The 24,486-nt window shown below is 35.5% G+C and carries 28 protein-coding genes and 2 riboswitches; of the genes, 17 read left to right on the top strand and 11 right to left on the bottom strand.

Going from position 1 to position 24,486, the window contains the following annotated elements; genetic code table 11:
• Positions 1-4: 4 nt before the first annotated feature.
• A riboswitch (cyclic di-AMP (ydaO/yuaA leader) is annotated at positions 5-152 on the top strand.
• Between the two features lie 93 nt (positions 153-245).
• From RCJ96_RS10940 to kdpDN, 8 genes are all read left to right on the top strand, one after another.
• Positions 246-632, top strand: coding sequence for a hypothetical protein (locus tag RCJ96_RS10940; RefSeq protein WP_000424076.1), 387 nt, complete (start codon positions 246-248; stop codon positions 630-632).
• Positions 633-648: 16 nt separating this feature from the next.
• On the top strand, positions 649-879 hold the full coding sequence (locus RCJ96_RS10935; protein ID WP_000866303.1) for a hypothetical protein: 231 nt from the start codon (positions 649-651) through the stop codon (positions 877-879).
• Between the two features lie 258 nt (positions 880-1,137).
• Positions 1,138-1,283, top strand: a riboswitch (cyclic di-AMP (ydaO/yuaA leader).
• A gap of 99 nt (positions 1,284-1,382) precedes the next feature.
• Positions 1,383-1,487, top strand: coding sequence for a hypothetical protein (locus RCJ96_RS10930; protein ID WP_000887891.1), 105 nt, complete (start codon positions 1,383-1,385; stop codon positions 1,485-1,487).
• Positions 1,484-1,564, top strand: coding sequence for a K(+)-transporting ATPase subunit F (kdpF, locus tag RCJ96_RS10925; protein ID WP_000973728.1), 81 nt, complete (start codon positions 1,484-1,486; stop codon positions 1,562-1,564). The genes RCJ96_RS10930 and kdpF overlap by 4 nt, the downstream gene beginning before the upstream one ends.
• A gap of 19 nt (positions 1,565-1,583) precedes the next feature.
• Positions 1,584-3,251 (top strand): potassium-transporting ATPase subunit KdpA, encoded by a 1,668-nt coding sequence (gene kdpA, locus RCJ96_RS10920; protein WP_416504296.1) that lies wholly within the window; start codon positions 1,584-1,586, stop codon positions 3,249-3,251.
• Positions 3,252-3,264: 13 nt separating this feature from the next.
• Complete coding sequence (kdpB, locus tag RCJ96_RS10915) at positions 3,265-5,355, top strand: potassium-transporting ATPase subunit KdpB (RefSeq protein WP_416504295.1); 2,091 nt, start codon at positions 3,265-3,267, stop codon at positions 5,353-5,355.
• Positions 5,356-5,371: 16 nt separating this feature from the next.
• Positions 5,372-5,953: a K(+)-transporting ATPase subunit C gene (gene kdpC / locus RCJ96_RS10910; RefSeq protein ID WP_446699786.1), complete on the top strand. Its 582-nt coding sequence runs from the start codon at positions 5,372-5,374 to the stop codon at positions 5,951-5,953.
• A 56-nt stretch (positions 5,954-6,009) separates the two neighbouring features.
• On the top strand, positions 6,010-7,164 hold the full coding sequence (kdpDN, locus tag RCJ96_RS10905) for a KdpD-like non-kinase potassium sensor (protein WP_074608946.1): 1,155 nt from the start codon (positions 6,010-6,012) through the stop codon (positions 7,162-7,164).
• 24 nt (positions 7,165-7,188) lie between these two features.
• Here kdpDN and RCJ96_RS10900 read toward each other — a convergent pair whose 3' ends face one another.
• Positions 7,189-8,370, bottom strand: a complete 1,182-nt coding sequence (locus RCJ96_RS10900) for an MFS transporter (protein ID WP_416504293.1) — start codon at positions 8,368-8,370, stop codon at positions 7,189-7,191.
• Between the two features lie 141 nt (positions 8,371-8,511).
• Here RCJ96_RS10900 and RCJ96_RS10895 point away from each other — a divergent pair, with 141 nt between their 5' ends.
• The 3 genes from RCJ96_RS10895 (at position 8,512) to RCJ96_RS10885 (ending at position 10,288) form a co-directional block, all read left to right on the top strand.
• Positions 8,512-8,973 (top strand): MarR family transcriptional regulator, encoded by a 462-nt coding sequence (locus tag RCJ96_RS10895; protein WP_074608950.1) that lies wholly within the window; start codon positions 8,512-8,514, stop codon positions 8,971-8,973.
• 128 nt (positions 8,974-9,101) lie between these two features.
• Positions 9,102-9,956, top strand: a complete 855-nt coding sequence (locus RCJ96_RS10890; RefSeq protein WP_074608951.1) for a patatin-like phospholipase family protein — start codon at positions 9,102-9,104, stop codon at positions 9,954-9,956.
• Between the two features lie 128 nt (positions 9,957-10,084).
• Positions 10,085-10,288, top strand: a complete 204-nt coding sequence (locus tag RCJ96_RS10885) for a hypothetical protein (protein WP_071729194.1) — start codon at positions 10,085-10,087, stop codon at positions 10,286-10,288.
• Between the two features lie 97 nt (positions 10,289-10,385).
• On the opposite strand, the gene RCJ96_RS10880 is transcribed toward RCJ96_RS10885, so the two are convergent.
• Complete coding sequence (locus RCJ96_RS10880) at positions 10,386-11,687, bottom strand: NCS2 family permease (protein WP_000482728.1); 1,302 nt, start codon at positions 11,685-11,687, stop codon at positions 10,386-10,388.
• Between the two features lie 201 nt (positions 11,688-11,888).
• Between RCJ96_RS10880 and RCJ96_RS10875 the strand changes: the two genes are divergently transcribed.
• From RCJ96_RS10875 to RCJ96_RS10865, 3 genes are all read left to right on the top strand, one after another.
• Positions 11,889-12,755 carry an SDR family oxidoreductase gene (locus RCJ96_RS10875; RefSeq protein WP_074608953.1) on the top strand — a complete coding sequence of 289 codons (867 nt, stop codon included), beginning with the start codon at positions 11,889-11,891 and terminating at the stop codon, positions 12,753-12,755.
• A gap of 65 nt (positions 12,756-12,820) precedes the next feature.
• Positions 12,821-13,582, top strand: coding sequence for a L,D-transpeptidase (locus RCJ96_RS10870; protein ID WP_242304859.1), 762 nt, complete (start codon positions 12,821-12,823; stop codon positions 13,580-13,582).
• Positions 13,583-13,686: 104 nt separating this feature from the next.
• The gene (locus tag RCJ96_RS10865; RefSeq protein WP_000834195.1) at positions 13,687-13,938 is read left to right on the top strand and encodes a hypothetical protein; all 252 of its coding nucleotides are present in this window, start codon (positions 13,687-13,689) and stop codon (positions 13,936-13,938) included.
• 33 nt (positions 13,939-13,971) lie between these two features.
• Here RCJ96_RS10865 and RCJ96_RS10860 read toward each other — a convergent pair whose 3' ends face one another.
• From RCJ96_RS10860 to RCJ96_RS10820, 9 genes are all read right to left on the bottom strand, one after another.
• Positions 13,972-14,187, bottom strand: coding sequence for a DUF1540 domain-containing protein (locus tag RCJ96_RS10860; protein WP_001115486.1), 216 nt, complete (start codon positions 14,185-14,187; stop codon positions 13,972-13,974).
• Positions 14,188-14,259: 72 nt separating this feature from the next.
• Positions 14,260-14,679, bottom strand: a complete 420-nt coding sequence (locus RCJ96_RS10855) for a thioredoxin family protein (protein WP_074608956.1) — start codon at positions 14,677-14,679, stop codon at positions 14,260-14,262.
• Between the two features lie 12 nt (positions 14,680-14,691).
• Positions 14,692-15,111 (bottom strand): disulfide formation protein C, encoded by a 420-nt coding sequence (locus RCJ96_RS10850; protein WP_000532256.1) that lies wholly within the window; start codon positions 15,109-15,111, stop codon positions 14,692-14,694.
• Between the two features lie 165 nt (positions 15,112-15,276).
• Entirely contained in the window at positions 15,277-15,525 is a 249-nt protein-coding gene (locus RCJ96_RS10845) for a YhdB family protein (protein WP_001195458.1), read from the bottom strand.
• Between the two features lie 117 nt (positions 15,526-15,642).
• The gene (locus RCJ96_RS10840; RefSeq protein ID WP_000761019.1) at positions 15,643-16,152 is read right to left on the bottom strand and encodes a PCYCGC domain-containing protein; all 510 of its coding nucleotides are present in this window, start codon (positions 16,150-16,152) and stop codon (positions 15,643-15,645) included.
• 45 nt (positions 16,153-16,197) lie between these two features.
• Positions 16,198-17,307, bottom strand: a complete 1,110-nt coding sequence (locus tag RCJ96_RS10835) for a GerAB/ArcD/ProY family transporter (RefSeq protein ID WP_074608957.1) — start codon at positions 17,305-17,307, stop codon at positions 16,198-16,200.
• Positions 17,308-17,323: 16 nt separating this feature from the next.
• Positions 17,324-18,406 carry a Ger(x)C family spore germination protein gene (locus tag RCJ96_RS10830; protein ID WP_000732620.1) on the bottom strand — a complete coding sequence of 361 codons (1,083 nt, stop codon included), beginning with the start codon at positions 18,404-18,406 and terminating at the stop codon, positions 17,324-17,326.
• Complete coding sequence (locus RCJ96_RS10825) at positions 18,403-19,920, bottom strand: spore germination protein (RefSeq protein ID WP_416504291.1); 1,518 nt, start codon at positions 19,918-19,920, stop codon at positions 18,403-18,405. Before RCJ96_RS10825 ends, RCJ96_RS10830 begins: the two co-directional genes overlap by 4 nt.
• A gap of 125 nt (positions 19,921-20,045) precedes the next feature.
• Positions 20,046-20,642, bottom strand: coding sequence for a hypothetical protein (locus RCJ96_RS10820; protein WP_242304860.1), 597 nt, complete (start codon positions 20,640-20,642; stop codon positions 20,046-20,048).
• 232 nt (positions 20,643-20,874) lie between these two features.
• Here RCJ96_RS10820 and RCJ96_RS10815 point away from each other — a divergent pair, with 232 nt between their 5' ends.
• From RCJ96_RS10815 to RCJ96_RS10805, 3 genes are all read left to right on the top strand, one after another.
• Entirely contained in the window at positions 20,875-21,435 is a 561-nt protein-coding gene (locus tag RCJ96_RS10815; protein ID WP_000214803.1) for a nitroreductase family protein, read from the top strand.
• Positions 21,436-21,549: 114 nt separating this feature from the next.
• Positions 21,550-22,968 (top strand): stage V sporulation protein SpoVR, encoded by a 1,419-nt coding sequence (gene spoVR / locus RCJ96_RS10810; protein ID WP_001202710.1) that lies wholly within the window; start codon positions 21,550-21,552, stop codon positions 22,966-22,968.
• 106 nt (positions 22,969-23,074) lie between these two features.
• The gene (locus RCJ96_RS10805; RefSeq protein WP_074608963.1) at positions 23,075-24,352 is read left to right on the top strand and encodes a neutral/alkaline non-lysosomal ceramidase N-terminal domain-containing protein; all 1,278 of its coding nucleotides are present in this window, start codon (positions 23,075-23,077) and stop codon (positions 24,350-24,352) included.
• Positions 24,353-24,486: the final 134 nt, after the last annotated feature.

Here is a 24,486-nt window from a genome sequence, read left to right as displayed (position 1 = left end):
TATTTTTTGTAATACGCTGAGTCCAATGATATGGAGCGGAGGAACCAATTTGTGCAGTGTCACTCGGGGTGAATCTTTCAAATTTGAAAGTAGGGCTACTCTCAAAGCCCGAATCCGACAGCTAACTTCGTAAGCGTCTTGAGAGAGGACGGTGCCACGATGGATACATCACTTCATCGGTCCGATTAGTATAAGGGAATATTAATCTACGTTTGAGTTCTTTTATGCTAAGGAGGATGAGGTACATGGAACTAACACTTATTTGTGTTGGGGAGGAAAGCAAGGTAAATAGTTTAATAGATTTAGTAGCATATCAACATGAGTTAATTATTTTCACAGCAAATGAAGAGATAGCGGCCGAAGTGAGGAATTGTGGATTTGATTGGACGTATAGTTGTAGTAAGGAGCAAGATTTTACTAGTATTTGTGAGTGTATTAAGAAGGTAATTTTACTAGGGGATGAGCTCCCAATCGTTAGCTTCTTCACAGAACACATTCGCTTTTCTTTTCAAGCACCTATTACTGTTGTTACAAGGAATAAACGATATCCAGCGAGGCTCTATGAAACAATTGGAGCTGCATTTGTCGTGTTTACGAATTGTGATAATATATCTTTTTTATTTTTTGAATAGGGTGGGTGAAAAGAAGATGAAGGTGTTGTTACTAGGAGATATAGCGAATCGTTGGGCGGTATCGATAGAGCGAGTTCAAGAATTGGTGATGCTCGACCCCATTTTTCCAAAGCCCTATATCATACTGCCATCAAAAGACGCTTTATATTTAAAAACAGATGTTATCGAATATGAGCAACTACATGCAGAATTGTCACAAGTTTATATTCGCGGGAGAAATTTACGTACTTTTTTACGAGGAGAATAAATAGTGAAAAAAAGAGCGAATGTTAAGTGCAACAAGCGATGCACTTCATGTCATTCGCTCTTTTTATTTCGTATTTAAAAGATCATTTCTATGAAAAAGCAAGAAAAGACGAGAAAATAGATGGGATAATATTAATAATACTTAATGTAAGCGTTTAAATAGATGGATATTTTCTTATTTTCAGTAATTTAGCTCTTTACAAGTGAAATATAGAGGAGTATATTTACTCTCATAAATCATTCATAAAATTTCCAAAAAAACCTAAAATCGCTGAGTTCCAGAAATGGAGCGGGGGAACCAATTTTGTGCATCGTCACTTGGGGTGAATCTTTCAGTTTTGAAAGTAGGGCTACTCTTTAGGCCCGAATCCGACAGCTAACCTCGTAAGCGTTTAGAGAGGAGGTTTACTTTTTGTTGTTCATTTTTTGAACACTGAGTAGAGCTCAGTGTTCTTTTTTAATATTTTAATGGTAAATTTTAACAATTAGAAATGAGGAATAGCCATGTTAGATGTTGTAATGATCGGGATTTTTGTTGTGTTAGTTGCATCGATGATAAGTCTTGCAAGTTGGTCAGATAAAGTTGTGAAAGAAGGGAAGCAATCATGATGATTGTTTTATCAGTTATTGTTGCAGCAATTACGGTGTACTTAGTGTATGCATTATTAAATCCGGAAAAGTTTTAATTAGGGGGAGTCATTCATTATGATCTGGGTTGCAGTCGTTATTACAATGCTATTGTTTATTCTTGTGGCAAAGCCAACGGGAATTTATTTAGAGAAAGCCTTTCAAGGTAGTAAAAAGCTAGATAAAGTATTCGGGCCTTTTGAAAAACTTATTTTTAAAATTACAGGTGTAAAAGAATACAATCAAACGTGGAAACAGTACGCATTATCATTAGTTTTATTAAACGGATTTATGATTGTTGTCGTATATTTCATTTTCAGACTACAAGGAGTATTGCCATTAAATCCAGCACACATTGAAGGAATGGAGCCTACGCTCGCTTTTAATACAGCAATTAGTTTTATGGCTGATACAAACTTACAGCATTATAGCGGTGAAAATGGTTTATCTTATTTATCACAATTAATCGGAATTACATTCTTAATGTTTGCAGCACCGGCAACGACGTTAGCGCTCGTTATGGCATTTATAAGAGCGCTTGCTGGAAAAGAACTCGGTAACTTTTTCGTTGATTTTACGAGAGCATTAACGAGAGTGTTTCTTCCTATCGCATTTATGGCGGCACTAGTCTTTGTCGCATTTGGTGTACCACAAACGCTAGACGGGGCAGTTACGGCGCAAACGATTGATGGCGCGAAGCAAAGTATTTTACGCGGTCCAGTTGCATCATTCGTTTCCATTAAGGAACTTGGAAATAACGGCGGTGGATTTTTCGGAGCTAATTCTACACATCCTTTTGAAAATCCAGGGCAAATGAGTAATATTTTGCAAATGATGCTTATGATGTTATTGCCAACAGCACTTCCATTTACGTACGGAAGAATGGTAGGAAATAAAAAACAAGGTCGCATCCTTTTTGTATCACTATTCATGGTGTTTTTACTAGGATTTATAACAATTACGACATCTGAACTAAATGGGAATCCGGCATTAAATGCAATGGGTATTGAACATGTACAAGGAAGTACAGAAGGAAAAGAAGTAAGGTTCGGAACAGTATTTTCTTCACTATACGCAACAGTAACGACAGCTGCTGAAACCGGAGCCGTGAATACGATGCATGATACGTTAACACCAATTGGCGGGTTAGTACCGCTCGTAAATATGATGTTAAATACAGTATACGGCGGCGTTGGAGCAGGCTTTGTGAACATTATTATGTATGCGATTATCGCAGTCTTTATATCTGGATTGATGGTCGGACGGACACCAGAGTTTTTAGGTAAGAAAATTGAAGGTAAGGAAATGAAATTAATTGCGGTAACGATATTATTTCATCCATTGCTCATTTTAGGATTTTCGGCATTAGCTCTTTCAACAAGTTTAGGGACGGATGCTATTTCTCATTCCGGTTTCCACGGTTTAACGCAAGTGGTATACGAATACACCTCGTCAGCTGCGAATAATGGGTCTGGATTTGAAGGATTAGCGGATAATACACCGTTTTGGAATATTACAACTGGTTTAGTTATGTTTTTAGGGCGCTATTTCAGTTTAATTACGATGCTAGCTGTTGCAGCTTCTTTGAAAGAAAAGACGGTTGTGCCAGCAACAGTCGGAACGTTCCGTACAGATAATAGTTTATTTGGCGGCATTTTCATCGGAACAATTGTAATTGTTGGTGCATTAACATTCTTCCCGATGTTAGTACTCGGACCAATTGCAGAATTTCTTACATTGAAGTAATGGAGGGTAAATGATGAGACCGGTAGTAGTAAAAGAAAAAAGAGTAAATGAGTCACAAATACATGTTGTAGAAGATGAAGTTAGACAAGCGAAAACGATGGATCGTGATATCGTAACACATGCGATGAAACAATCCTTTGCGAAATTGAATCCAAAAGTCATGATAAAGAATCCGATTATGTTCGTTGTAGAAATTGGATTTATCATTACGTTCATTTTATCGTTTCTTCCAAGTCATTCTAGTAGTGTACCAGGATGGTTTAATATAACAGTTTCTTTCATTCTCTTATTTACAGTTTTATTTGCTAATTTTGCAGAAGCATTAGCGGAGGGACGGGGGAAAGCGCAAGCTGATTCTTTAAAGCAGTCGAAGAAAGATGTGTTTGCAAATGTTGTAAAAGAAAATGGAGACATCGTTCAAGTTTCAGCAACTGATCTTAGAAAAGGTGACGTTGTTATTGTAAAGCAAGGTGAGATGATTCCAAGTGATGGTGAAGTCATTAAAGGATTAGCGTCTGTTGATGAATCTGCAATTACAGGGGAATCAGCAGCTGTAATAAAAGAAGCGGGCGGTGATTTTTGTTCCGTAACAGGCGGTACGATGGTTGTAAGTGATGAGATTACGATTGTCATTACGAGTAATCCTGGTGAATCCTTTATTGATAAAATGATCTCTTTAGTAGAAGGAGCTGCTCGTCAAAAAACACCGAATGAAATTGCTTTAAATACAGTATTAACGAGCTTAACGCTTATTTTCTTAATCGTTGTTGTGACGTTACCGATTTTTACAAATTATTTAGGATTTCAAATTGATACAGCTGTACTTGTCGCGTTGTTAGTTTGTTTAATTCCAACGACAATTGGTGGATTATTATCAGCAATTGGTATTGCCGGGATGGACCGGGTGACAAAGTTTAATGTGTTAGCGATGTCGGGCAAAGCAGTAGAAGCTGCGGGTGATATTAATACAATTATTTTAGATAAAACGGGTACGATTACTTTCGGGAACCGAATGGCTCATACATTATTACCTGTAGGAAATGAAACGATTGAGCAAGTTGGAAAGTGGGCTGCTATTAGCTCAGTCTTAGATGAAACACCAGAAGGTCGATCTGTTATCGAGTATGTGCAAGCGAAATCTATATCATATAATAGAGAACTTGCAGAACAAGGTGAGTTTGTTCCATTTAAAGCAGAAACGAGAATGAGTGGTGTTGATTTACAGGACGGAACGAAAGTGAGAAAAGGTGCTGTCGGTAGCGTGATTGAATGGGTTCAGTCACAAGGTGGAACAATTCCGAAAGATGTAAATCAAAAAGCAGATTTCATTTCAAAAGAGGGCGGAACACCACTTGTAGTTGCAGTGAATAATCTTATTTACGGTTTAATCTATTTAAAAGATACAGTAAAACCTGGTATGCGTGAACGTTTTGAACAGTTACGTCAAATGGGGATTAAAACGGTTATGTGTACAGGGGATAACCCATTAACAGCAGCAACCATTGCAAAAGAAGCAGGAGTAGATGAGTTTGTTGCTGAGTGCAAACCAGAAGATAAAATTGCAGTTATTAAAGCAGAGCAAGATAAAGGGAAACTTGTAGCGATGACAGGTGATGGTACAAATGATGCGCCGGCATTAGCGCAGGCTGACGTTGGATTAGCCATGAATAGTGGTACAACAGCTGCGAAAGAAGCAGCCAATATGATTGATTTAGATTCGAACCCGACAAAAATTATTGAGGTTGTAGGAATCGGTAAGCAATTGTTAATGACACGTGGTGCGTTAACGACGTTTAGTATTGCAAATGATATAGCGAAATATTTTGCAATCATTCCAGCAATGTTTACACTTGCGATTCCGCAAATGGAAGCATTGAACATTATGAAACTAACATCACCACTGTCAGCGATTTTATCAGCATTACTATTTAATGCAGTTATTATTCCATTACTCATTCCATTGGCGATGAAAGGTATCGCATATAAACCGATGAGTTCGAATGCACTACTTGGCCGAAACCTACTTATTTATGGGCTTGGCGGAGTGATTGTACCGTTCATTGGAATTAAAGTAATTGATATGATTGTCGGCTTGTTCATATAAGGAAGAGGGGAAAGAGATGGCGAAGAAACAAAATATACTGTCACCGATTATCCGCATTACTTTTACATTTTTAGTGTTGTGCGGACTTGTATACCCGCTTATTGTTACTGGTATTGCACAAGCGGTAATGAAGGATAATGCGGATGGAAGTCTAATATATAATGATAAAAATGAAGTGATTGGTTCTACATTAATCGGTCAAAATTTCACAAATCCACGTTATTTTCATGGGCGTGTTTCTAGTATTGAATATAAAGCAGAGGCATCTGGTTCAAATAACTATGCATCGTCTAATCCAGATTTAGAGAAACGAGTAGAGAAAAGTATTGAAGAGTGGAAGAAACAAAATCCCACCGTACCAGTTACAGAAGTGCCAATTGATTTAGTGACAAATTCAGGTTCAGGGCTTGATCCTGACATTAGTCCGAAGGCAGCTTCCGTACAGGTAGAGCGTATCTCAAAAATAACGAAAATTCCGAAAGAAACACTAGAGCAATTGATTAAAGATCAAACAGAAGGTGCGGCACTTGGTTTATTTGGAGAGACCCGCGTAAACGTCTTAAAGTTAAATTTAGAATTACAGAAACTACTGAAATAGTAACAGTGCTACCTCAATCTAACGGATTGAGGTAGTGTTGTTTCGAAAGAAAGGTTGTGTGTGTTTTGTATGCGGATGACTATAAACCGACGTTTCAAAGGCGAACGCCAGAGGAATATTTAGAATATATTCGTCAGCAAAATCGTGGGAAGTTAAAGCTATATGTAGGGGCTGCTCCAGGAGTAGGGAAAAGTTATAAAATGCTCTATGATGCTAGAGAGATGAAAAAGGACGGTATGGATATTGTAATTGGTTTAATTGAAACGCACGGGAGAAAAGAGACGGAAGAAGCAATTGCTGATTTAGAAAAAGTTCCTTTGAAAGAAATACAGTATAAAGGAAAAGTATTTTATGAGCTTGATGTGGAAGGCATTATAAAACGTGCACCGCAAGTTGTTGTGGTGGATGAACTTGCGCATAGTAATGTTCCTGGATCTAAAAATAAGAAACGCTATATGGATGTACAGGAATTGATAGATGCCGGTATATCCGTATTATCAGCGTTTAACATCCAACATTTAGAAAGCGTTCATGACATTGTAGCTCAAATTACAAATGTGAAAGTAAGAGAACGTATTCCAGATTTTATTTTGCAAAAGGCGAATGAAATTCAGCTCGTTGATGCAACGCCGGAAGTACTTCGGAAGAGGTTAATAGACGGAAAGATATATAAAGAAGAAAAAATTCAGCAAAGCTTACAAAATTTCTTTACGCTTAATAATTTAGGAGCACTAAGAGAATTATCACTTCGTGAAGTCGCTGACGATATGGACGAAAAGATTAGTCAAACAGTGATAGAACCGATTGGAGTGAAAGAAAAAATTCTCGTTTGCGTACAGTACAGTTCAACGGCAGAGAAATTAATAAGACGGGGATGGCGCATGGCTGATCGGTTATACGCTGAATTGTATGTATTAAATGTTGAAAGAGAAAATATAGATTCTCTTTCAGCTAGTAAAAAGCAAACGATTGAAGAGTGGAAGGCGCTCACGAATCAATTTGATGCAAGGTTTGTGTTAGAAGAGTCGAAAGGGAGAAAGCCAGCAGACGTTATTATTGAAGTCGCGAAAAGATTACAAGTAACGCAAATTTTACTTGGGCAATCAGCGAGAACGCGGTGGGAAGAAATTCGAAAAGGTTCGATTGTGAATGAAATTATGAGACAGACGAAGCATATTGATATTCATATTGTTGCGGATCAACGAGTTTAAAATAGAGCCGACCTTTCGGGGGCTCTATTTTGCTTTTAGTAAAGCATGAAAATGTATCATTTTCATTGCATATAAAATGATAAGTAGAAATGTAATTGCACCTATGAAGAAAATCCAAAAGTAATTTTGATTAAATAAAAGAAATCCACCTATAAGTGGCCCTGTGCCCATACCAAGATAGCGGATGAAGTTGTACATACCGATAGCAGTTGCGCGTTCTTGTACGAATTCTTCCGTTAACAAAGTAGTGTGAGTTGGCATAGAAAGTCCCATACTAAAACCGTACAAAGATGTAACGATAATGATGAATGAGATATTAATGCTATATGTGAAAGAGAATAAAACGACACATATAATATTGAAGAAACTCGTAATAAATAAAGTTTGCTTTGTTGTGAGGCGTTTTTGCAAAAACTTGTAGCAAAAACTTCCCAGCATGATAGAAAGAGACATTGGTACAAACATAAGACCAATTTCCTTTACAGTTAAATGAAATGAATTTGTTAAAATACTCGGTAAAAAAACGAGAAAGCAAAAGTAAATACAAAATTGAATGAAGCCAATAAGAGTAATAGAAAATCCAGTTTTATTTTTTAAGATAAACCAGTAATTCTTTTTTGCTTGCGGTTGCTTAATTACAGTAGGTTTTGTTTCTGGAAGTAGTGAAATGTTTATCATTAATAAGAGAATGCCAAGTATAGATAAAAATAGAAATACGGATAAGTGGCCATTTATACTGCCGAGATAACCACCAATGAGAGGACCAATCGCAGGTGCGAGGGCAAGTAACATTTGGTATAGGCTCATCGCTTCTCCGCGTTCTTTTCCTTCAAATAAATCGCCGATAATCGTTGCTGAAACTACAGGTATAGCCGCTATTCCTATAGCTTGAACAGCTCTAAAAAAGAGAAATAAATAAATGTTTGCCGAAAAAGCACATCCGATTGAACCAATTGTACTAATGACTAAACTAGGGATAAGGACAGATTTTCTCCCTTTTGTATCAATGAAAGGTCCATATACGAGCTGCATAATCGCAAGAATGAACGTGAAAAGTGAAACTGTTACATTTACAAGATAAAGAGAAGTATGAAAAGAACCTTGAATCATGGGCAAGATAGGTGTGTAAATATTTTGAGCGAAGGAACCAAGTAAGGCATTCATACAGACAACATATAAAATGAAAGTTAGTTTAGATTTTTTCATCTTGTTAACCTCCTTGTGTTTTTTGTTTCCTTAGAAACTAAATTTATTTTAACATGATTTTCTCACTTGTAAAGATGAAAAAATGGTTTTAAAATGGTATATAGTTAAATTGTTTCTTTGGAAACTTAGGAGGCGAACGGATTGAAGCGTGCAACGAAACAAATGGAAATACTTTCGGACATTCGTACACTTTTGCATAAAAGAGAAGAACATTTGAAAGGACAAAATGAGAAGTTTCTTCGTGAGACAGGTGTAAGTAGTATGTCTTTATCTGAGTTACATGTAATCGAGTGTATCGGGAAAAATGGTCTGATGAATGTAACGGCAATTACGATAGAAATGGGAATGACGAAGGGTGCAATCTCTAAAGTTTGTACAAAGTTGTTCCAAAAGAAATTCGTTGAGAAGATGCAAATGTTAGACAATCAAAAAGAAATTTTCTTTCGCTTAACGGAAAGCGGAAATGAAATATATAAAGCTCATGATAAATTGCATAAACAAGCTGAAGAAAAGTGGCTGTTACTCTTAGATAGATATACGAAAGAAGAACAAGATTTTATTCAGAGGTTTATAAAGGATGTCTCTGATCATTTGGAAATATAATTGGAAGAAAAAATTCCGTTTTCTCAAGTCTTTTAAATATAATTTCTGAAAGAACTCATATATAATAGAAACAGATACTTAACATGGTGAATAATTAAAGAGTCAATATATATAGAGGAGAGAGTAACATGCTTGAAAATACAGGGTTAGTATTAGAAGGCGGCGGTATGCGTGGTGTATATACGGGCGGGATATTAGAATATTTTATGGAACAAGATTTATATTTTCCATATGTAATCGGTGTATCAGCTGGTGCTTGTCATGCAGCGTCGTATCTTTCCAGACAAAGAAATAGAAATAAAACAGTAAATATTGATTATGCATCACATCCGAAATATTTATCGTATAAAAACTTATGGAGAAAACGTCAGCTATTTGATATGGATTTTATTTTTCATGAAATTCCAGAAAAGCATGTGCCGTTTGATTTTGAAACATACTTTAATAGCCCAGAGCGTTTCCTTGTAGGAACGACGGATTGTGAAACAGGACAGTCTGTTTATTTTGAAAAAGAGGGAACGAATGACGATGCACTAAATTTATTACAAGCTTCTAGTTCATTACCTTTCATTGCACCAGTAGTAAATTATCGTGGTAAGCAATTATTAGATGGCGGGATTTCAGATCCAATTCCAGTTCGTAAAGCACAGGAAGATGGATTTGAAAAATCAGTCGTAATTTTAACAAGAAATCACGGTTACGCAAAGAAAAAATCAAGATTTGGGTGGATTGCTGCGAAAGCTTATAAAAAATATCCGAATCTTGTTAACACGATGCTAAATCGCTATGAAGTGTATAATGAAACACTTCACTACATTGAAAAAGAAGAACAAGCGGGTAATTTATTTGTTATTCGTCCAGAAGTACCGCTTCAAGTAGATCGTATGGAAAAAGATACAGCAAAACTACAAAATCTATATGAGCAAGGCTATGAAGATGCAAAGAGACAGTTTGCAGATTTAAAAGCGTTCTTGCAAAAATAAGTATTAGGCTGTGGAGATGGAGTTCTCTGCAGTCTTTTTTATTATTGGTTTCAATACTGAATGTTGGTTATACACGTTTTTAGGTTGTGGTATAATATGGATAAAAGGTATGTGGAGAGGTGATACATATGGAAAATGTATATAAAGGTCTTAGACATACTGGATTTACCATGATGCTTATTTTTGGTGGTGTATTTTTACTGCGCTGGTTCATTCATGATGAAATGCTACTGGATCAGCTTATTGGGTGTAGCGTAGGGATGGTAATGGTTATTTCTTCAGTTTTCATTCAGAAGTATAGTAAAGAATTACAGGTAGAAGAGAAATATTAAAAGATTATAAGCTCCTTCATATTTTGGAGGGACCGTTATAGTTTGAATGATTGTTATAAAAGAAAAGTAGAGCATCGAAATCCGATGCTCTACTTTTTTAATGTGGTAAGAAAATCAATTGATAAGCAAACAAAATTCCAAATACATATACAAGTGGGTGAACAGCACGGAATTTACCTTTTGCCACTTTCATAAGTGGATATGAAATAAATCCAAGTGCAATACCTGTTGCGATACTTGATGTAAGTGGCATGCTTAAGATTACTAAGAATGCTGGGAATGCTTCATCAAATGCGTCCCAATCGATGTGGCGAACTGAACCCATCATAAGGCTACCAACGATAATTAATGATGGTGCAGTAATAGCTGATACACCAGAAACGGCACTTACTAAAGGTCCGAAGAATGCTGCTAGAGCGAATAGAACAGCTACTGTAACAGTTGTTAAACCAGTACGACCACCAGCTGCAACGCCAGCAGAAGATTCAATGTAAGCTGTTGATGGTGTTGTTCCGAACATAGAACCGATTGTTGCTGAGAATGAGTCAGATAGAAGAGCTCGTCCAGCTTTTGGAAGCTTTCCATCTTTCATAAATCCACCTTGTTGAGCAACGCCAAGTAATGTACCTGTTGTATCGAATAATGTAACAAGGAAGAATGAGAATACAACGCCGTATAATCCATAGTTAATTACGTCAGATACAGCAGTAATTGGATTTGAAACGATAATTCCTTCTGGTAATCCAGGCATTGATGTAACGCCGTTTGAGAATGTTAATTGTCCTGTGAAGAAAGCAATAATACCAGTTAATAGCATACCGATAAATAGTGCGCCATTTACATTTAAAGACATAAGAACAATCGTAATTCCAAGTCCAGCTAATGCTAGTAGTACTGGAGCAGAGTGAAGATCACCAAGTCCAACTAAGTTTGCTTCATTTTTTGTAACGATACCTGTTAAACGTAAACCGATAAAGGCGATGAAAAGCCCGATACCAGCAGTAATTGCATGTTTTAAGTTTTCAGGAATTGCTTCCATTAATTTTGTACGGAAAGATGTGAATGATAACAAAATTAAAATCATACCTGCTACGAATACAGCAGAGAATGCAATTGCGAAAGTCATGCCTTCATGAGCTTTTACAACAGAGTAAGAGAAGTAAGCATTTAATCCCATACCTGGTGCAATTGCGATTGGTAAGTTTGTAAAGATCGCCATAAATAATGTTCCGACAACAGCAGCGATAATGGTTGCTGTAAATGCTTGTTCGAATGGAACTCCTGCATCCCCAAGGATGACAGGGTTTACGACAATGATATATGCCATTGTTAAGAAGGTAATAATACCTGCCATAATTTCAGTTTTAATAGAAGTTTTATGTTTTGAAAGGTTAAACATATAAACATCCTTTCTGTTTACGAATAATTTTCACAACAGTTATATATAATATTCGTTTTTTAACTATTTTGCAATAGTTTTGCATAAAAAGTTTACAACAATTCATATTTTGTGTCTTAAATTCGAATATTAATCGTAATATGATGTGCGAATTTCAGTTTTTATTATGCACATTATAAGAAAAAGGAGTTGAAAGAAACTATGCCGCAGCAGAAAAACTTTGTAACAATGCCGGCGCAACATCAAAATAAACAGCCTGGCATTGAATCATTAATGAATCCTCTACCGCAGTTTGAAGATCCAAATTATAAAGGAAGCGAAAAGTTAAAAGGAAAGAGTGTATTAATTACAGGTGGAGATAGCGGAATTGGACGAGCTGTTTCTATCGCTTTTGCGAAAGAGGGAGCAAATATTGCGATTGCGTATTTAGATGAGGAGGGGGATGCAAATGAGACGAAACGATATATTGAGAAAGAAGGCGTAAAGTGTGTATTGTTGCCAGGTGATTTAAGTGATGAACAGCATTGTAAAGATATTGTACAAGAGACTGTCCGGCAGCTAGGTAGTTTAAATGTTTTAGTAAATAATGTCGCGCAGCAATATCCGCAGCAAGGATTAGAGTATATTACAGCAGAACAGTTAGAAAAGACTTTTCGTATTAATATTTTTTCTTATTTTCATGTTACGAAAGCAGCACTTTCTCATTTAAAGCAAGGGGATGTCATTATAAATACGGCATCTATCGTTGCATATGAAGGAAATGAAATGTTAATTGATTATTCCGCAACGAAAGGAGCTATCGTTGCTTTCACACGATCGCTTTCTCAATCGTTAGTGCAAAAAGGGATTCGTGTAAATGGTGTTGCGCCAGGACCAATTTGGACACCACTTATTCCATCAAGTTTTGATGAGAAAAAAGTATCACAGTTTGGGAGCAATGTTCCGATGCAAAGACCTGGTCAACCATATGAATTAGCGCCAGCATATGTATATTTAGCGTCTAGTGATTCATCCTATGTTACCGGGCAAATGATACATGTAAATGGGGGCGTTATTGTAAATGGATAGTTTTCATTTATAAGAGCAAAGTAAAGTTAATTCCACTTATTATAGTGAGCGCTAGGGGGATATAAATGAAAAAGTTATGTTTCATCATACTATTATTTTTCATCCTACCGGTTAGTGCTTTTGCTAATACAGATCATTTAATATTAGTGAATCTTACGACAAACCAGTTGTCTTTTTTTGAAAATGGAAATTATACAAAAACATTCCCTGTAACAACTGGAAGAGATCGTACACCTACGCCTGAAGGTAATTTTTGTATTATAACTAAATATAAAAATAAAGAATACCATCGAAAAAAAATAGCTGGGGGTGCACCAAATAACCCCCTTGGTACGAGATGGCTTGGGCTAGATAAGAATGAATATGCGATTCATGGGACAAATCGGGAATGGACGATTGGAAGTAGGGAATCAAATGGGTGTATTCGCATGCATGACAGGGATATACAGTGGTTATATGATCGAGTCCATTTACAAACAAAAGTAATCATTTCTCGTTTTCATACGAGCCCCGAATATGAAGCGAATAAGCTTGGTTATCGTGTTGTGAGCTGGAATGGTCGTAAAGTAGAAGAAGAGCAAATTGGTATGCTTACGTTAGTAGATCGCGCCGATATATATTGGCAAGAACCGAATGGACAGCTAACGAAAGTGAAAATGGTATTGCCAAACGAAAGGTATGCAGTGTACTCAAAACGAAAAGATGGAATATATTATATAGGAAACAATTTGTATATAGTGGATGAAACAGGAGAAAAAATTCGTTATGAGCAAATTCCTTCTTCAGCTTTAAGTAATATATATAAACGAAAATATAATGTTCCGTAATAGGCTACCGTATTATAGACGGTAGCTTATTTCTACTTTGAGTTTAACTGCAACTATTGTACTTTGCTGAATATAATACAGTACAGATAGGGGGCGGTTACATTATGAAAAGTGAATTTGCGTTTAAAGTTTTCTTAGTAACGACCTGTTTATTTATCGTGTATTTGTATGCGTTTCTCGTCTTTTCGTTTTATGTTCCATACGTTGATTTAATATTGTTCTTCGGATTTATTTGGGCGTTTGTTAAGGCAAGGGAAGGGGAGAAAAGTATATATCGGCGTATTACGTTATGCGGGACAGCCGTTCTCGTTATTTTGTACTTTTTTATTATGCATGATTTTTGGAGGGGAATGTAAAAAAGCATACGATTAGTCGTATGCTTTTTATGTTTAATATTTTGGCTTAAATGTATGACAACAAGTCTCTACACTTGTTGCTACAGAACTTTCTAGCGTCTCGTTCGTTAAAACTGCACTTGTATACGATTCATTTTCAGTTTGACCAGTTTCATCCGCATCTGGCTGAACGATAATCGCACTTGCTTGACAAAAGTTACCTTGTCCCCAAAATGAACAATTGGAAACAGAGCATCTTACTTCTGGCATAAAACCCCCTCCTTATACATTAGTTTGGAATTTTACGTCCATTTCATGTGTAGAAGGAGTTTCCTTTTCTCGTTATTTTTTCGTTTGTTCAAACCATTCTTTAAACTTTTCTTTTGATTGTTCTCCGCTAATACGGCTTACTTCTTTACCATCTTTAAAATGAATAATCGTTGGCGTTCCTTTAATATCGTACTTATCCCAAGGCTCGTTTAAATTTTCAATATCAATTACTTTCATATCAACATTTAAATCTTTCGCTAAAGGTACAACAATAGGAGAGACCTTTTGACAATGAACGCAAGAGGTTTGATAAAAGTAAATCGTTTGTTCTTTTTTATCTTCTATATTTTTATTGAGATCTTCAAGAGAAATTTTATTTGAGTAGTAACCTTTTTCATCTGTCGATGCGCTTTTCTTTTCCATTTGTGTTACAGCAAAGATTGCCGCAAATAAGACGATAATAATACCGCCAAATATAAGCATTTTTTTCATTCTTTCATCTCCTTATTTGTTTTTGATGACAATAAAGCTACAAACAGCGATTGTAATAAAGCCGATAAGTGCTAAAAACGGGATTGTCACAAAGCCGAACCAGTTTATGTATTCTCCCGTACATGGTACGCGGCCGCAAGCTGCCCCTGCAGCTGAAAATGCTGCGATTTTTTGAATTGCATAGTGATATAAAGAAATACAAGCACCAATACTTGCGATCGGTAAAGAATAACTTGCGATGCGATAATCTTTTTTTACTACAGCGATACCGAGCCATAAAACGAATGGATACATGAAAATGCGTTGATACCAACAAAGGACACAAGGCTCAAATTTCATGATTTCGGAAAAGTATAAACTTCCTAGTGTTGCAATAAAAGAAGCTCCCCATGCGGTAAATAAAGCATATTCTTGCTTTTTTTCTCGTCCCATATTTTATACCTCACTTATAATAGTTACATACTAAATTATAGTATGAAGTGGCACAGAAAAGAAAGAAAAAATATGTTTATCAATAAAAGTTTTATAAGGAGAAACTTTTATTGATATGAACATTTTAAAAAAGCGCCATTCTCCAGAAGAGAATAGCGCTATAGTTTACATTTGAATTTGCTCTACTTCTTCTATATGTGACTTTTGGGATGCGTGGTCAATATATTGAAATAGAAGCTGCAATTGTTTATCAACTTCTGGCAGTTCTTTACTGTATTGATAAGCGTGTAAAAAATGCTCAATACGCTTAGAAAATAATTGATCGTTCGTTTGAACCATGAGAACGAGTAATTTATCCCAATTACAGCAATACGTGTAATAGAGAGCTTTATCATAGTCGTTATATGTTTGCACTGTGTACCCTCCTTACCGAGAGTTATATATAGTGTGTGATAAGTAAGGAGAAATACACTTGAAAGAATTTGTTAAGAAAAAAAGTGAATGAAAAAAAACGAGGTGTTTCCTCGTTTTTTAAGCTTTTGGCATTGGCGTAGGTGTTGGTTTTCCGTATCCTTCTTTGTATTTATTGTCGATATAGTTACGAATTTCAAGCGTTGATTTTCCTTTTTGTTTCATCGAAGCAGATTCAACTGCAATTTCTAGGCAATTGACGCAAGTTGTTGCATGGGAATCCCAAACAACTTCACCATTTTTTTTAATTTCACGAATAAAGCAATTTTTATTATTTTTATGTCCTACACTTTCACCGCAACCACAGTAACATGGAATCCAATCTAATAGCTCTGCATTTTGTCCAGCGACAGTGTAAATGTCTTTCATTTGTGGATCAAGCTTGTCTAGGAAGGTAGGAAGTGTGTCGACTCCTTTTGTTTTCTCTTGAATGTCAGCTTGCTGAGTGTGCGATGCATGGTCGTGCTCTTCTTTTGATTCAGATGATTTTTTTTCATTTGTACTAGTAGCTCCGCATCCAGCAAGAATTAAACTCAGTACTGCAAGTAAAGAAAATACATATTTCTTCATACGCTTGTCCCCTTTACAAATGTATTAATCAAATTGTATCAGAGATTATGGTGTGTCGGGTGAAGATTTTTTTGACCGATTTTTGAAATGCCATCGTAGTGAATGGAATAGAAATAAAACCGGGATATAAGCGTATACAATATATAAGCCAGCTTGAGATAGGACTGTATTTAATGTATTGATACTTTCGCGGTTTTTAAAAAATAAAGAAGCTGTAAAAACGATGAAAATAAAAAACGGTAATGTAAATTTAAATGAAATATGAAATGAACGCTTCATCGTTTGGCATGATGACCAAATGGTTAAACAAAGGTTCGGCAAGATAATTAAAAACCAAACAAAAATAATAATATATTCAAACCGTTGAATAAAAGGAACTTTAATTATTTTTAACATCGTTAAAGTAGGCCAAATAGTATGATTTAATTGTCCTTCACTATAATACATAAAAGATACAATAGCTAAAACTACATAAATCAAAATGCTAAAAAAAATTCCTGCATGAGCCCATCTTTTTAAAGATTTACCTTTTTCAATAAATGGATAGAAGATAAGAATTGTTTCAAAACCGAGAAACTCTAATGCAGATTGTTTTGCAGATATAAGTATATCAAAAGGTGAATGTGTAAAAATAGGTAAAATATTACGGAAATGGGCGTATTTCATTGGATAGACTAAAAAGAATACAACGAAAAGAGGAAGTACAATACCCCAAAAACATATCCCTGTCACAGAACGGAAGCCACCTTTTATAATGTAGTAAGTGACTAATAAAAACATAAGGGTAAGTTTCCATAACTTAATGGTAGGGAAGATCCAAACTTGTATCACTTCCATATATGTACGAAGAACAGTAAGGCAAAATAATAAGCAATAAAGAGTGAAAATGACAGAAAATATAGAGCCAAACCATTTTCCAAAACTTGTTGTATGAATGCTAATTAAATCTCCATCTTTTTCTAACATTTTTAACATACAAAACAACACAATATGGGTTGCAATCCCCGCAATAATAAGAGAAATCCAGGCATCATAACCAGCGTTTTTTAAAATTACACGTTGATACCCAAGAACTCCTATTCCAATTTGAAGCGAATGTAATAAAATAAAGGCAAAGTATGGAGAGACTGTCTTTGATTTATTCATTGTATTCATTGCTTATTTCACCTCACTATTCCCCGATTCCAGATTGTACAATATTAAGATCCAAATTTATATCTACGGCGACGTTTTTATACATATTTCGAATTTGTTTTATATTCCATTTTCTCGTATGACTTCTAATTTCATCGCGTATGCCTAAAGGATCAATTTCCTTTTTTTGAAATTGTTTTATTAAATCTTCACAGTCTTTTTCAACATTTCGTTCAATTTGTTTCTTTATATAGTTGATATTTGTTTCTTTTCTTAAATCAATCCAATTAGGAGAGTTTTTAATTAAACCGTTTAATTTTAAATGGATTTTTACTTTTGGTATGTCGCCAGTTTGATCTATATCATATTTATTTTTCCCAGCTAAGTTTTGTATAACGACCATACCTTTATGTTTATCCTTTGTTATTGCTGCTTCGTAACGTCCATTTTTCGTAGGATTAATAAGTAATTTTGCTAAAACAGAATGTCTTTTATTCGTATACATGACGACTTTATCGCCTTTTAAAAAGGCAAGTCCTTTGACAGCGACAGAATGATTATCGTCCATTTTAATATAAGGAACATAGGCATCACATACAGAAGAGTAATAATTATATAAAAAAATGTTTAATTCAGTTTGTGGAATGTTCTCATTTCTTATATTTTGCTCGAGTAAATCAGCAATATATAAAGAACCATTTTTTTTTCCGTAATTTAAAAGCTCTTCAGCTGATCCATCTACAATTGCTAGTTGTACATCACGTCCTATATTTGGATCACGTTGTAAGTTAGTAATAATTTCTCCCATTCCACGTTCTCCTAGAGCCTTTCCAAATAAGACGACACGCATTTGACCTACAACAACATTGTGAGGAGATTTAGCATTCAATCGTGAAGCGATTGTTTCAAGTGAACGAGCAGATGTTGATTGCGTCTCAGGCTTAGACTTTACACCATGCGTGTATTCTGGGAATAAGATAGTTCCTTGGAATTGTTTGTTTTTTGTAATATCAAATCCAGCAATATGAATAATACGCTGTGTATCCACTATATACGTTTGTGTACAGCCAGTCTGTAGAACAAAAAAGAGTATAATAAGGAACAAGAAAAGTTTTTTCATTCATTATCACCATCACGTTTTTGCTTCACTTTGTTTGGGTTATAGCGCCATTTTGATTTCGGTCTAAGGAAAGAAGGCCGTTGTGCCGTTTGACTAAATGGTAATCGAAGAAAACCTTCTGCTGTACCTAAACCACGAAATGGATATAAAGGTAATAAATAAGGTGATCCAAGTGATTTTAATTTAATTAAATGAGCTAAAATAAATACGAATCCGACAATAAGGCCTAATCCTCCGAATGCGCCAGCTAAAAGAATAAGTGGAAAGCGTAACAACCGGATAGTAGAAGACATCTTTACAGTCGGTGTTGTGAAAGATGCAAGGGCGGATAAAGCAACTGCAATTAATAAAATTGTACTCGTTAAAGCTGCTTCAACCGATGCTTGTCCAATTACAATCCCACCAACAATTCCAATCGTTTGTCCAACTTTTGTCGGTAAACGTGCTCCCGCTTCACGAAGCAATTCAATTGTAATTTCTAAAAAGAGCGCTTCTAGAATAGGAGGGAAAGGTACGTTAGCTCTCGAGAAAATAATAGGGCCTAGTAAATCGGCAGGAATCATTTGATAATGATATGTTAAAGCCGCTGTATAAATAGCGGAGGAAAAAAGAGAAAATATAGCTCCGAAAAAACGAATAATGCGAAAGAACGATCCAATCATCCACGGTAAATAATAATCTTCTGGTGAAATGAAAAAATCTAGTAACGTTGTTGGTCCTGATAAAGCATACGGAGAGCCATCTGTTAAAATTAAAACTTCACCGTTAATTAACGCAAATACAGCCCGATCTAATCGTTCTGTAGGTAATAGAACAGGAAAAGGTGAATTGCTATTATCACTAATAAATTGCTCAATCATAGTTGCGTCAAATGGGACATCAAAGTCAATGTCTTCTAGCCGTTGTATTGCGGTGTTGATAAATTGTTCATTTGTAACTCCTTCTATATAAGCAACTGCTACTTTCGTCTTTGACATAGTTCCGACGGTCACTTCTTTAAATATGAGTTGCTCTGTGACAATATTTCGGCGTAATAAGTGTATGTTTGTATCAAGGTTTTCAACGAAACCGATTTTAGGCCCGATTACGCTATATTCATTTTCTGTATCGTTATTTAATCGTATTCCTAAAACAGTACTTTCGGCACGAATTAAAGCATATTGATCGGGATTCGAATTGTTTTTTAAGCGTAATAAAATATATCCCCCTAATAATTTCTCACGAATATCATCAATAGAAGGGGAGGTAATAATATCTTCAATAGAGACGATATTACATAAATCAGAGATGTTTTGGATTCGATCCGATTCCTTTTTTAGAGGAGTTAAAATAAATTGTTTAATAATAAGTGCTTCCACTACAGATTTATAATAAAACAAGCATAATGTTTCATTTTCAAGTACGTTATAAGAGACAAAGTCGCTAGATTCTGTCATGCTTTGTATAAATTCTGGAATAGAACAAAGTGTTTTTTGATTAGTCTTTTTTGATTTCTTAGATGATAAATGAAACATTTTCCCACCCCCTAACATATATCATTTGCTTGTGTTAGTTTTTGGGAAAGACGGGAATTTATACTTAAAAATTGAAAGTTCATAAACAAAAGGAAGAGTATAAAAAAACTCTTCCTTTTGTTGTATTAATTTGTTTTCTTTTCTTTAATCGACTTTACTAATTTAATCATTTCAGCTCGTATATCTTCTTTTTTTACATTTAATTTTTCGGCAATTTGTTTCATATCCATTCCGTCTTTTTTCATTTTTAGCACATCATCAAGGGGAATATTACTTTTTTGAGAGATGATTGTTAATACCGTGAGCTGACGTAATCCGATATTATATTCTTTCATTTTTTGTTTTAGCCCGTCTGGTGTAGATTTTTGCATATTTGCTAATTGTTGCAGTAGTGCTTTTTTTGTTTCTTTATTCATATGATGCTTTTTCAACTTACTTGGATCTACCCCGAAATACTCTGCTGTTTTCTCCCAAGAATTATTTTGCTTATAGTAAGCTAAAACGTCTTTTATTTCTTTATTACTCATTTTTGCAATGTGGGCAGCTTTCCAAATTTCATGTTTGTTATAGCCGAGTTTTTCGAGCGATTGCATTTCTTCTTCTGAAATTGGTTTATGATGATGCAATGTTACTTCTTTTGGCGTAGCAGCGAAAGTGGGGAAGACGGTTGCACCGAATAATAATGCTGCCATAGTCATACTTACTGCGATTTTTTTGTACATATAAACTCCTCCTAGATAGATAATGTGGAAAACTGTACACATATCATTTCCATAAAATGTGAAATACTTGTGAACAAATCAAGTTTTTTTATTCACAGTATGAACTGAAGTTTTTGGGAGTTTTCCAACATAAAACATTGATTAATAGTAAAAAACTAAGGTATAATCGAAATTGAAAATCAATATCAACAATAAACGTATACATATAGATAAAAATAAGGGAGAGAAAAATATGACTACATATACTTCCATCGCAAATGTAATTAAAGAAAGACGTTCTGTTCGTACATTTATAGATAAAGCAGTAGACAAAGAGTTATTAATTGAACTATTAAATGACGCAACATGGGCACCGAATCATAAACACCGTGAACCATGGAATTGTAAATTATACATTGGAGAAGGCCGTCAGAAATTAGTAGACGCAGTATTAAATTCTTTCACAGAAGAAGAAAGAGCAAAACGCGGTAAAATTTTATCGGATCGTTTCTTAAGCACACCTGCACAAATTGTTGTATATATAAATGAAGATCCACGTCAAATTCAACGTGATGAAGATTACGCTGCAACATGTGCATTTATGCAAAACTTCCAACTTCTTGCTTGGGAACGTGGATTAGGTTGTGTTTGGAAATCAGGCGGATTAAACTACAATCCACTATTTATAGAAGGACTCGGTTTAACTAGAGGTCAACGCATCGTTGGAATTCTTCACCTTGGCTATTTTGATAAAGCGCCAGAAGGAAAAGCTCGTACGCCGATTACGGAGAAGATGGAGATTATTGAAGGTTAATAGATGAGACATTCTCGTTTTTATGAGGGTGTCTTTTTATTATGCAATCAATCCTCATGAAAGCTTGTTCTCAATCATACACTTTCTTAAGGGAAAGTGTAAGGAGGGAAAATAATGAGAGCAAGTGACGATAAAGCACTGCAATATGCGATTGCGGAAATTACGGAAATTGCGACTGGATTTGGGCTTGATTTTTATCCGATGCGTTATGAAATATGTCCAGCGGAAATTATTTATACATTTGGTGCATATGGGATGCCGACGCGGTTTTCACATTGGAGTTTTGGAAAACAGTTTTTCAGAATGAAATTACAATATGATTTAGGTCTTAGCAAAATATACGAACTCGTTATTAACTCTGATCCATGTTATGCCTTTTTATTAGATACGAACTCGTTAATTCAAAATAAATTAATCGTAGCACACGTGTTAGCGCACTGTGATTTCTTTAAAAATAATATTCGTTTTTCAAATACGAAGCGAGATATGGTAGAAAGTATGTCAGCAACAGCTGAACGGGTGAAAGCATATGAGCATAAATACGGAAAAGAAGAGGTAGAAACATTTTTAGATGCCGTACTTGCTATTCAAGAGCATATTGACCCGTCGCTTATGCGTCCGAAACTGGCGTGGAGTATTGATGATTTAGAAGAGGAAGAAGTAGAGAAGAAAAAGGCATCACAATACGATGATTTATGGAATTTAGATAATCGAAATAAAAAGCAGGAACGCTCCAATGTACGTAAAAAGAAGAAAATCCCACCGCAACCAGAAAAAGATTTACTTCTCTTTATTGAAGAATATAGTCGTGAGCTAGAAGATTGGCAGCGAGACATATTAACGATGATGCGTGAAGAAATGCTATATTTCTGGCCGCAGCTTGAAACGAAGATCATGAACGAAGGCTGGGCATCCTTCTGGCATCAACGCATACTTCGCGAAATGGACTTAACATCTGATGAAGCAATTGAATTTGCGAAATTAAATGCAGGCGTTGTACAGCCATCAAAAACGAGCATTAATCCATACTACCTCGGTATTAAAATGTTTGAAGATATTGAAGAACGTTACAACAACCCGACAGAAGAAATGAAGCGACGAGGTGTCAAACCAGGATCTGGTCGAGACAAAATCTTTGAAGTACGCGAAATCGAATGGGATGTATCGTTTTTAAGAAACTACTTAAATAAAGATCTCGTAATGAGAGAAGATATGTACTTATTCCAGCGCCAAGGAAAAGAATATAAAGTAATAGATAAAGAGTGGGAACATGTACGTGATCAGCTCGTAAATATGCGTACAAATGGCGGTTTCCCGTACTTAGTAGTAGAAGATGGAGACTACTTAAAGAATGGAGAATTGTACATTAAACATAGTTACGAAGGAATTGAGCTCGATTTAAAATACTTAGAAAAGGTATTACCATATCTTCATCAGCTGTGGGGAAGAACAGTGCATATGGAGTCGATTGTGGAGAGTAAGGGTGTTGTGTTTTCTTATGATGGGAAGATGGTGCATCGGAAGTATGTGTGAAGGAAAGAACGGACATAGAATGCTATGTTCGTTCTTTTTATTTGGAACAAGGTTAAATATGCTATTCTTGAAAAAGGGAGTTACATAGAGAAATGGAGAGATTCAAATGAGCAAAGTAGGGGTATGTAAGGTGGATATTACGCCGCCTATAGGTATTGATTTTGTCGGATACCATCGAGAAACAGGAATAAATAATATTGAAGAGCGTATTTATGGGACAGTTTTTGTATTTGAAAAAGATGAAATGAAAACTGTGTTTATAAGTATTGATAATATTGGAATGTTAGTAGAAGATACGAATATGATTCGTGAGCGAGTAGCAAGTAGGCTTCATGTGCCATTTGAGCGAATAACTGTTGTTTATACACATACACACTCTGGTCCGGAAACGGTTGGTAAGCAACCTTTAGTAAAGTCGTATAAAACGATTTTACTAAATAATGTAGTGCACGGTGCGGTTACTGCGAATAACAACTTGAAGCAATGTGAAGTGGGCTGGGGTGTTACGGCAGGTGATATTGGAGTAAACCGAAGAGAGAGAACATCTGATGGAAGAGCAAAGATGGGAACAAATATAGGGGGTGTTGTAGATAAACGAATTGGGATGTTAGCGATAAGGGATGCTGAAACGAGGGGTTTATCTGGAATTATAGTATTTTGTACTGCACATCCGAATGTTTTAAAAGGTGATAGTGATGTATTATCAGCAGATTATCCGGGAATGACGAGAGAGATTCTCGAGAAAATTGTAAACTGTCCTGTTATGATTGTGCAAGGTGCTGCTGGTAATGTAAATGCGAAATATCGCGGTTCAAGGGAAGCATTAAAGAAAATGGCTTACACACTTAGTGGACATGTATTAACGATGTTGCCAACAGTTACATACAGCCCAATTGTAAATGTAAGAACAGTTTCGAGTACGATGCAAATGAAGTTGAAAGATATTCCTGAAATGAATGAGATACGAAGCATGGCTCAATTAGCAGAGAAACAGTGGGGTGTGAATACGGATGAATGGCTTACTATCGTTTTAGAGAAATATAAGCAAGGTATTCGGCAGTTACGTATTGATTTAGAAGTGCAACTGTTTCAAATTAATGAGGGTATATTCTCAGGTATACCGATGGAACCTTTTTCAGAGACTGCGTTAGTAATGAAAGAGAGTCTTCAAAATGAACTAGCTTTCTTTGGTGGATATACGAACGGATATATTGGTTACTTACCAACGAAGGAAGAATTCGCATATGGTGGATATGAAGTGGAATTAAGCCCTGTAGTGTATGGACCGGTTACGAATTTATTGATGCCACCGGAGGAAAATACAGCAGATGTAATCGTACAGAAAGCTATAGAACTATACGTAAAAGAACTTAGAGAGATCTAAGTTCTTTTTTGTTTCAAATTTGTGAAAGAAAGACATATGGATTGAAATTAAATTTTTTATAATTTATTATATACCCATACAGGTATAGGTTTTTCGTATGTGATACATGAGAAAATTAAATAATAAATAATATG

The sequence above is a fragment of the Bacillus sp. BSL6 genome (assembly GCF_052928345.1).
Note: the sequence above shows the minus strand (reverse complement) of the source record. Positions and strands in the feature narration are given on the sequence as shown.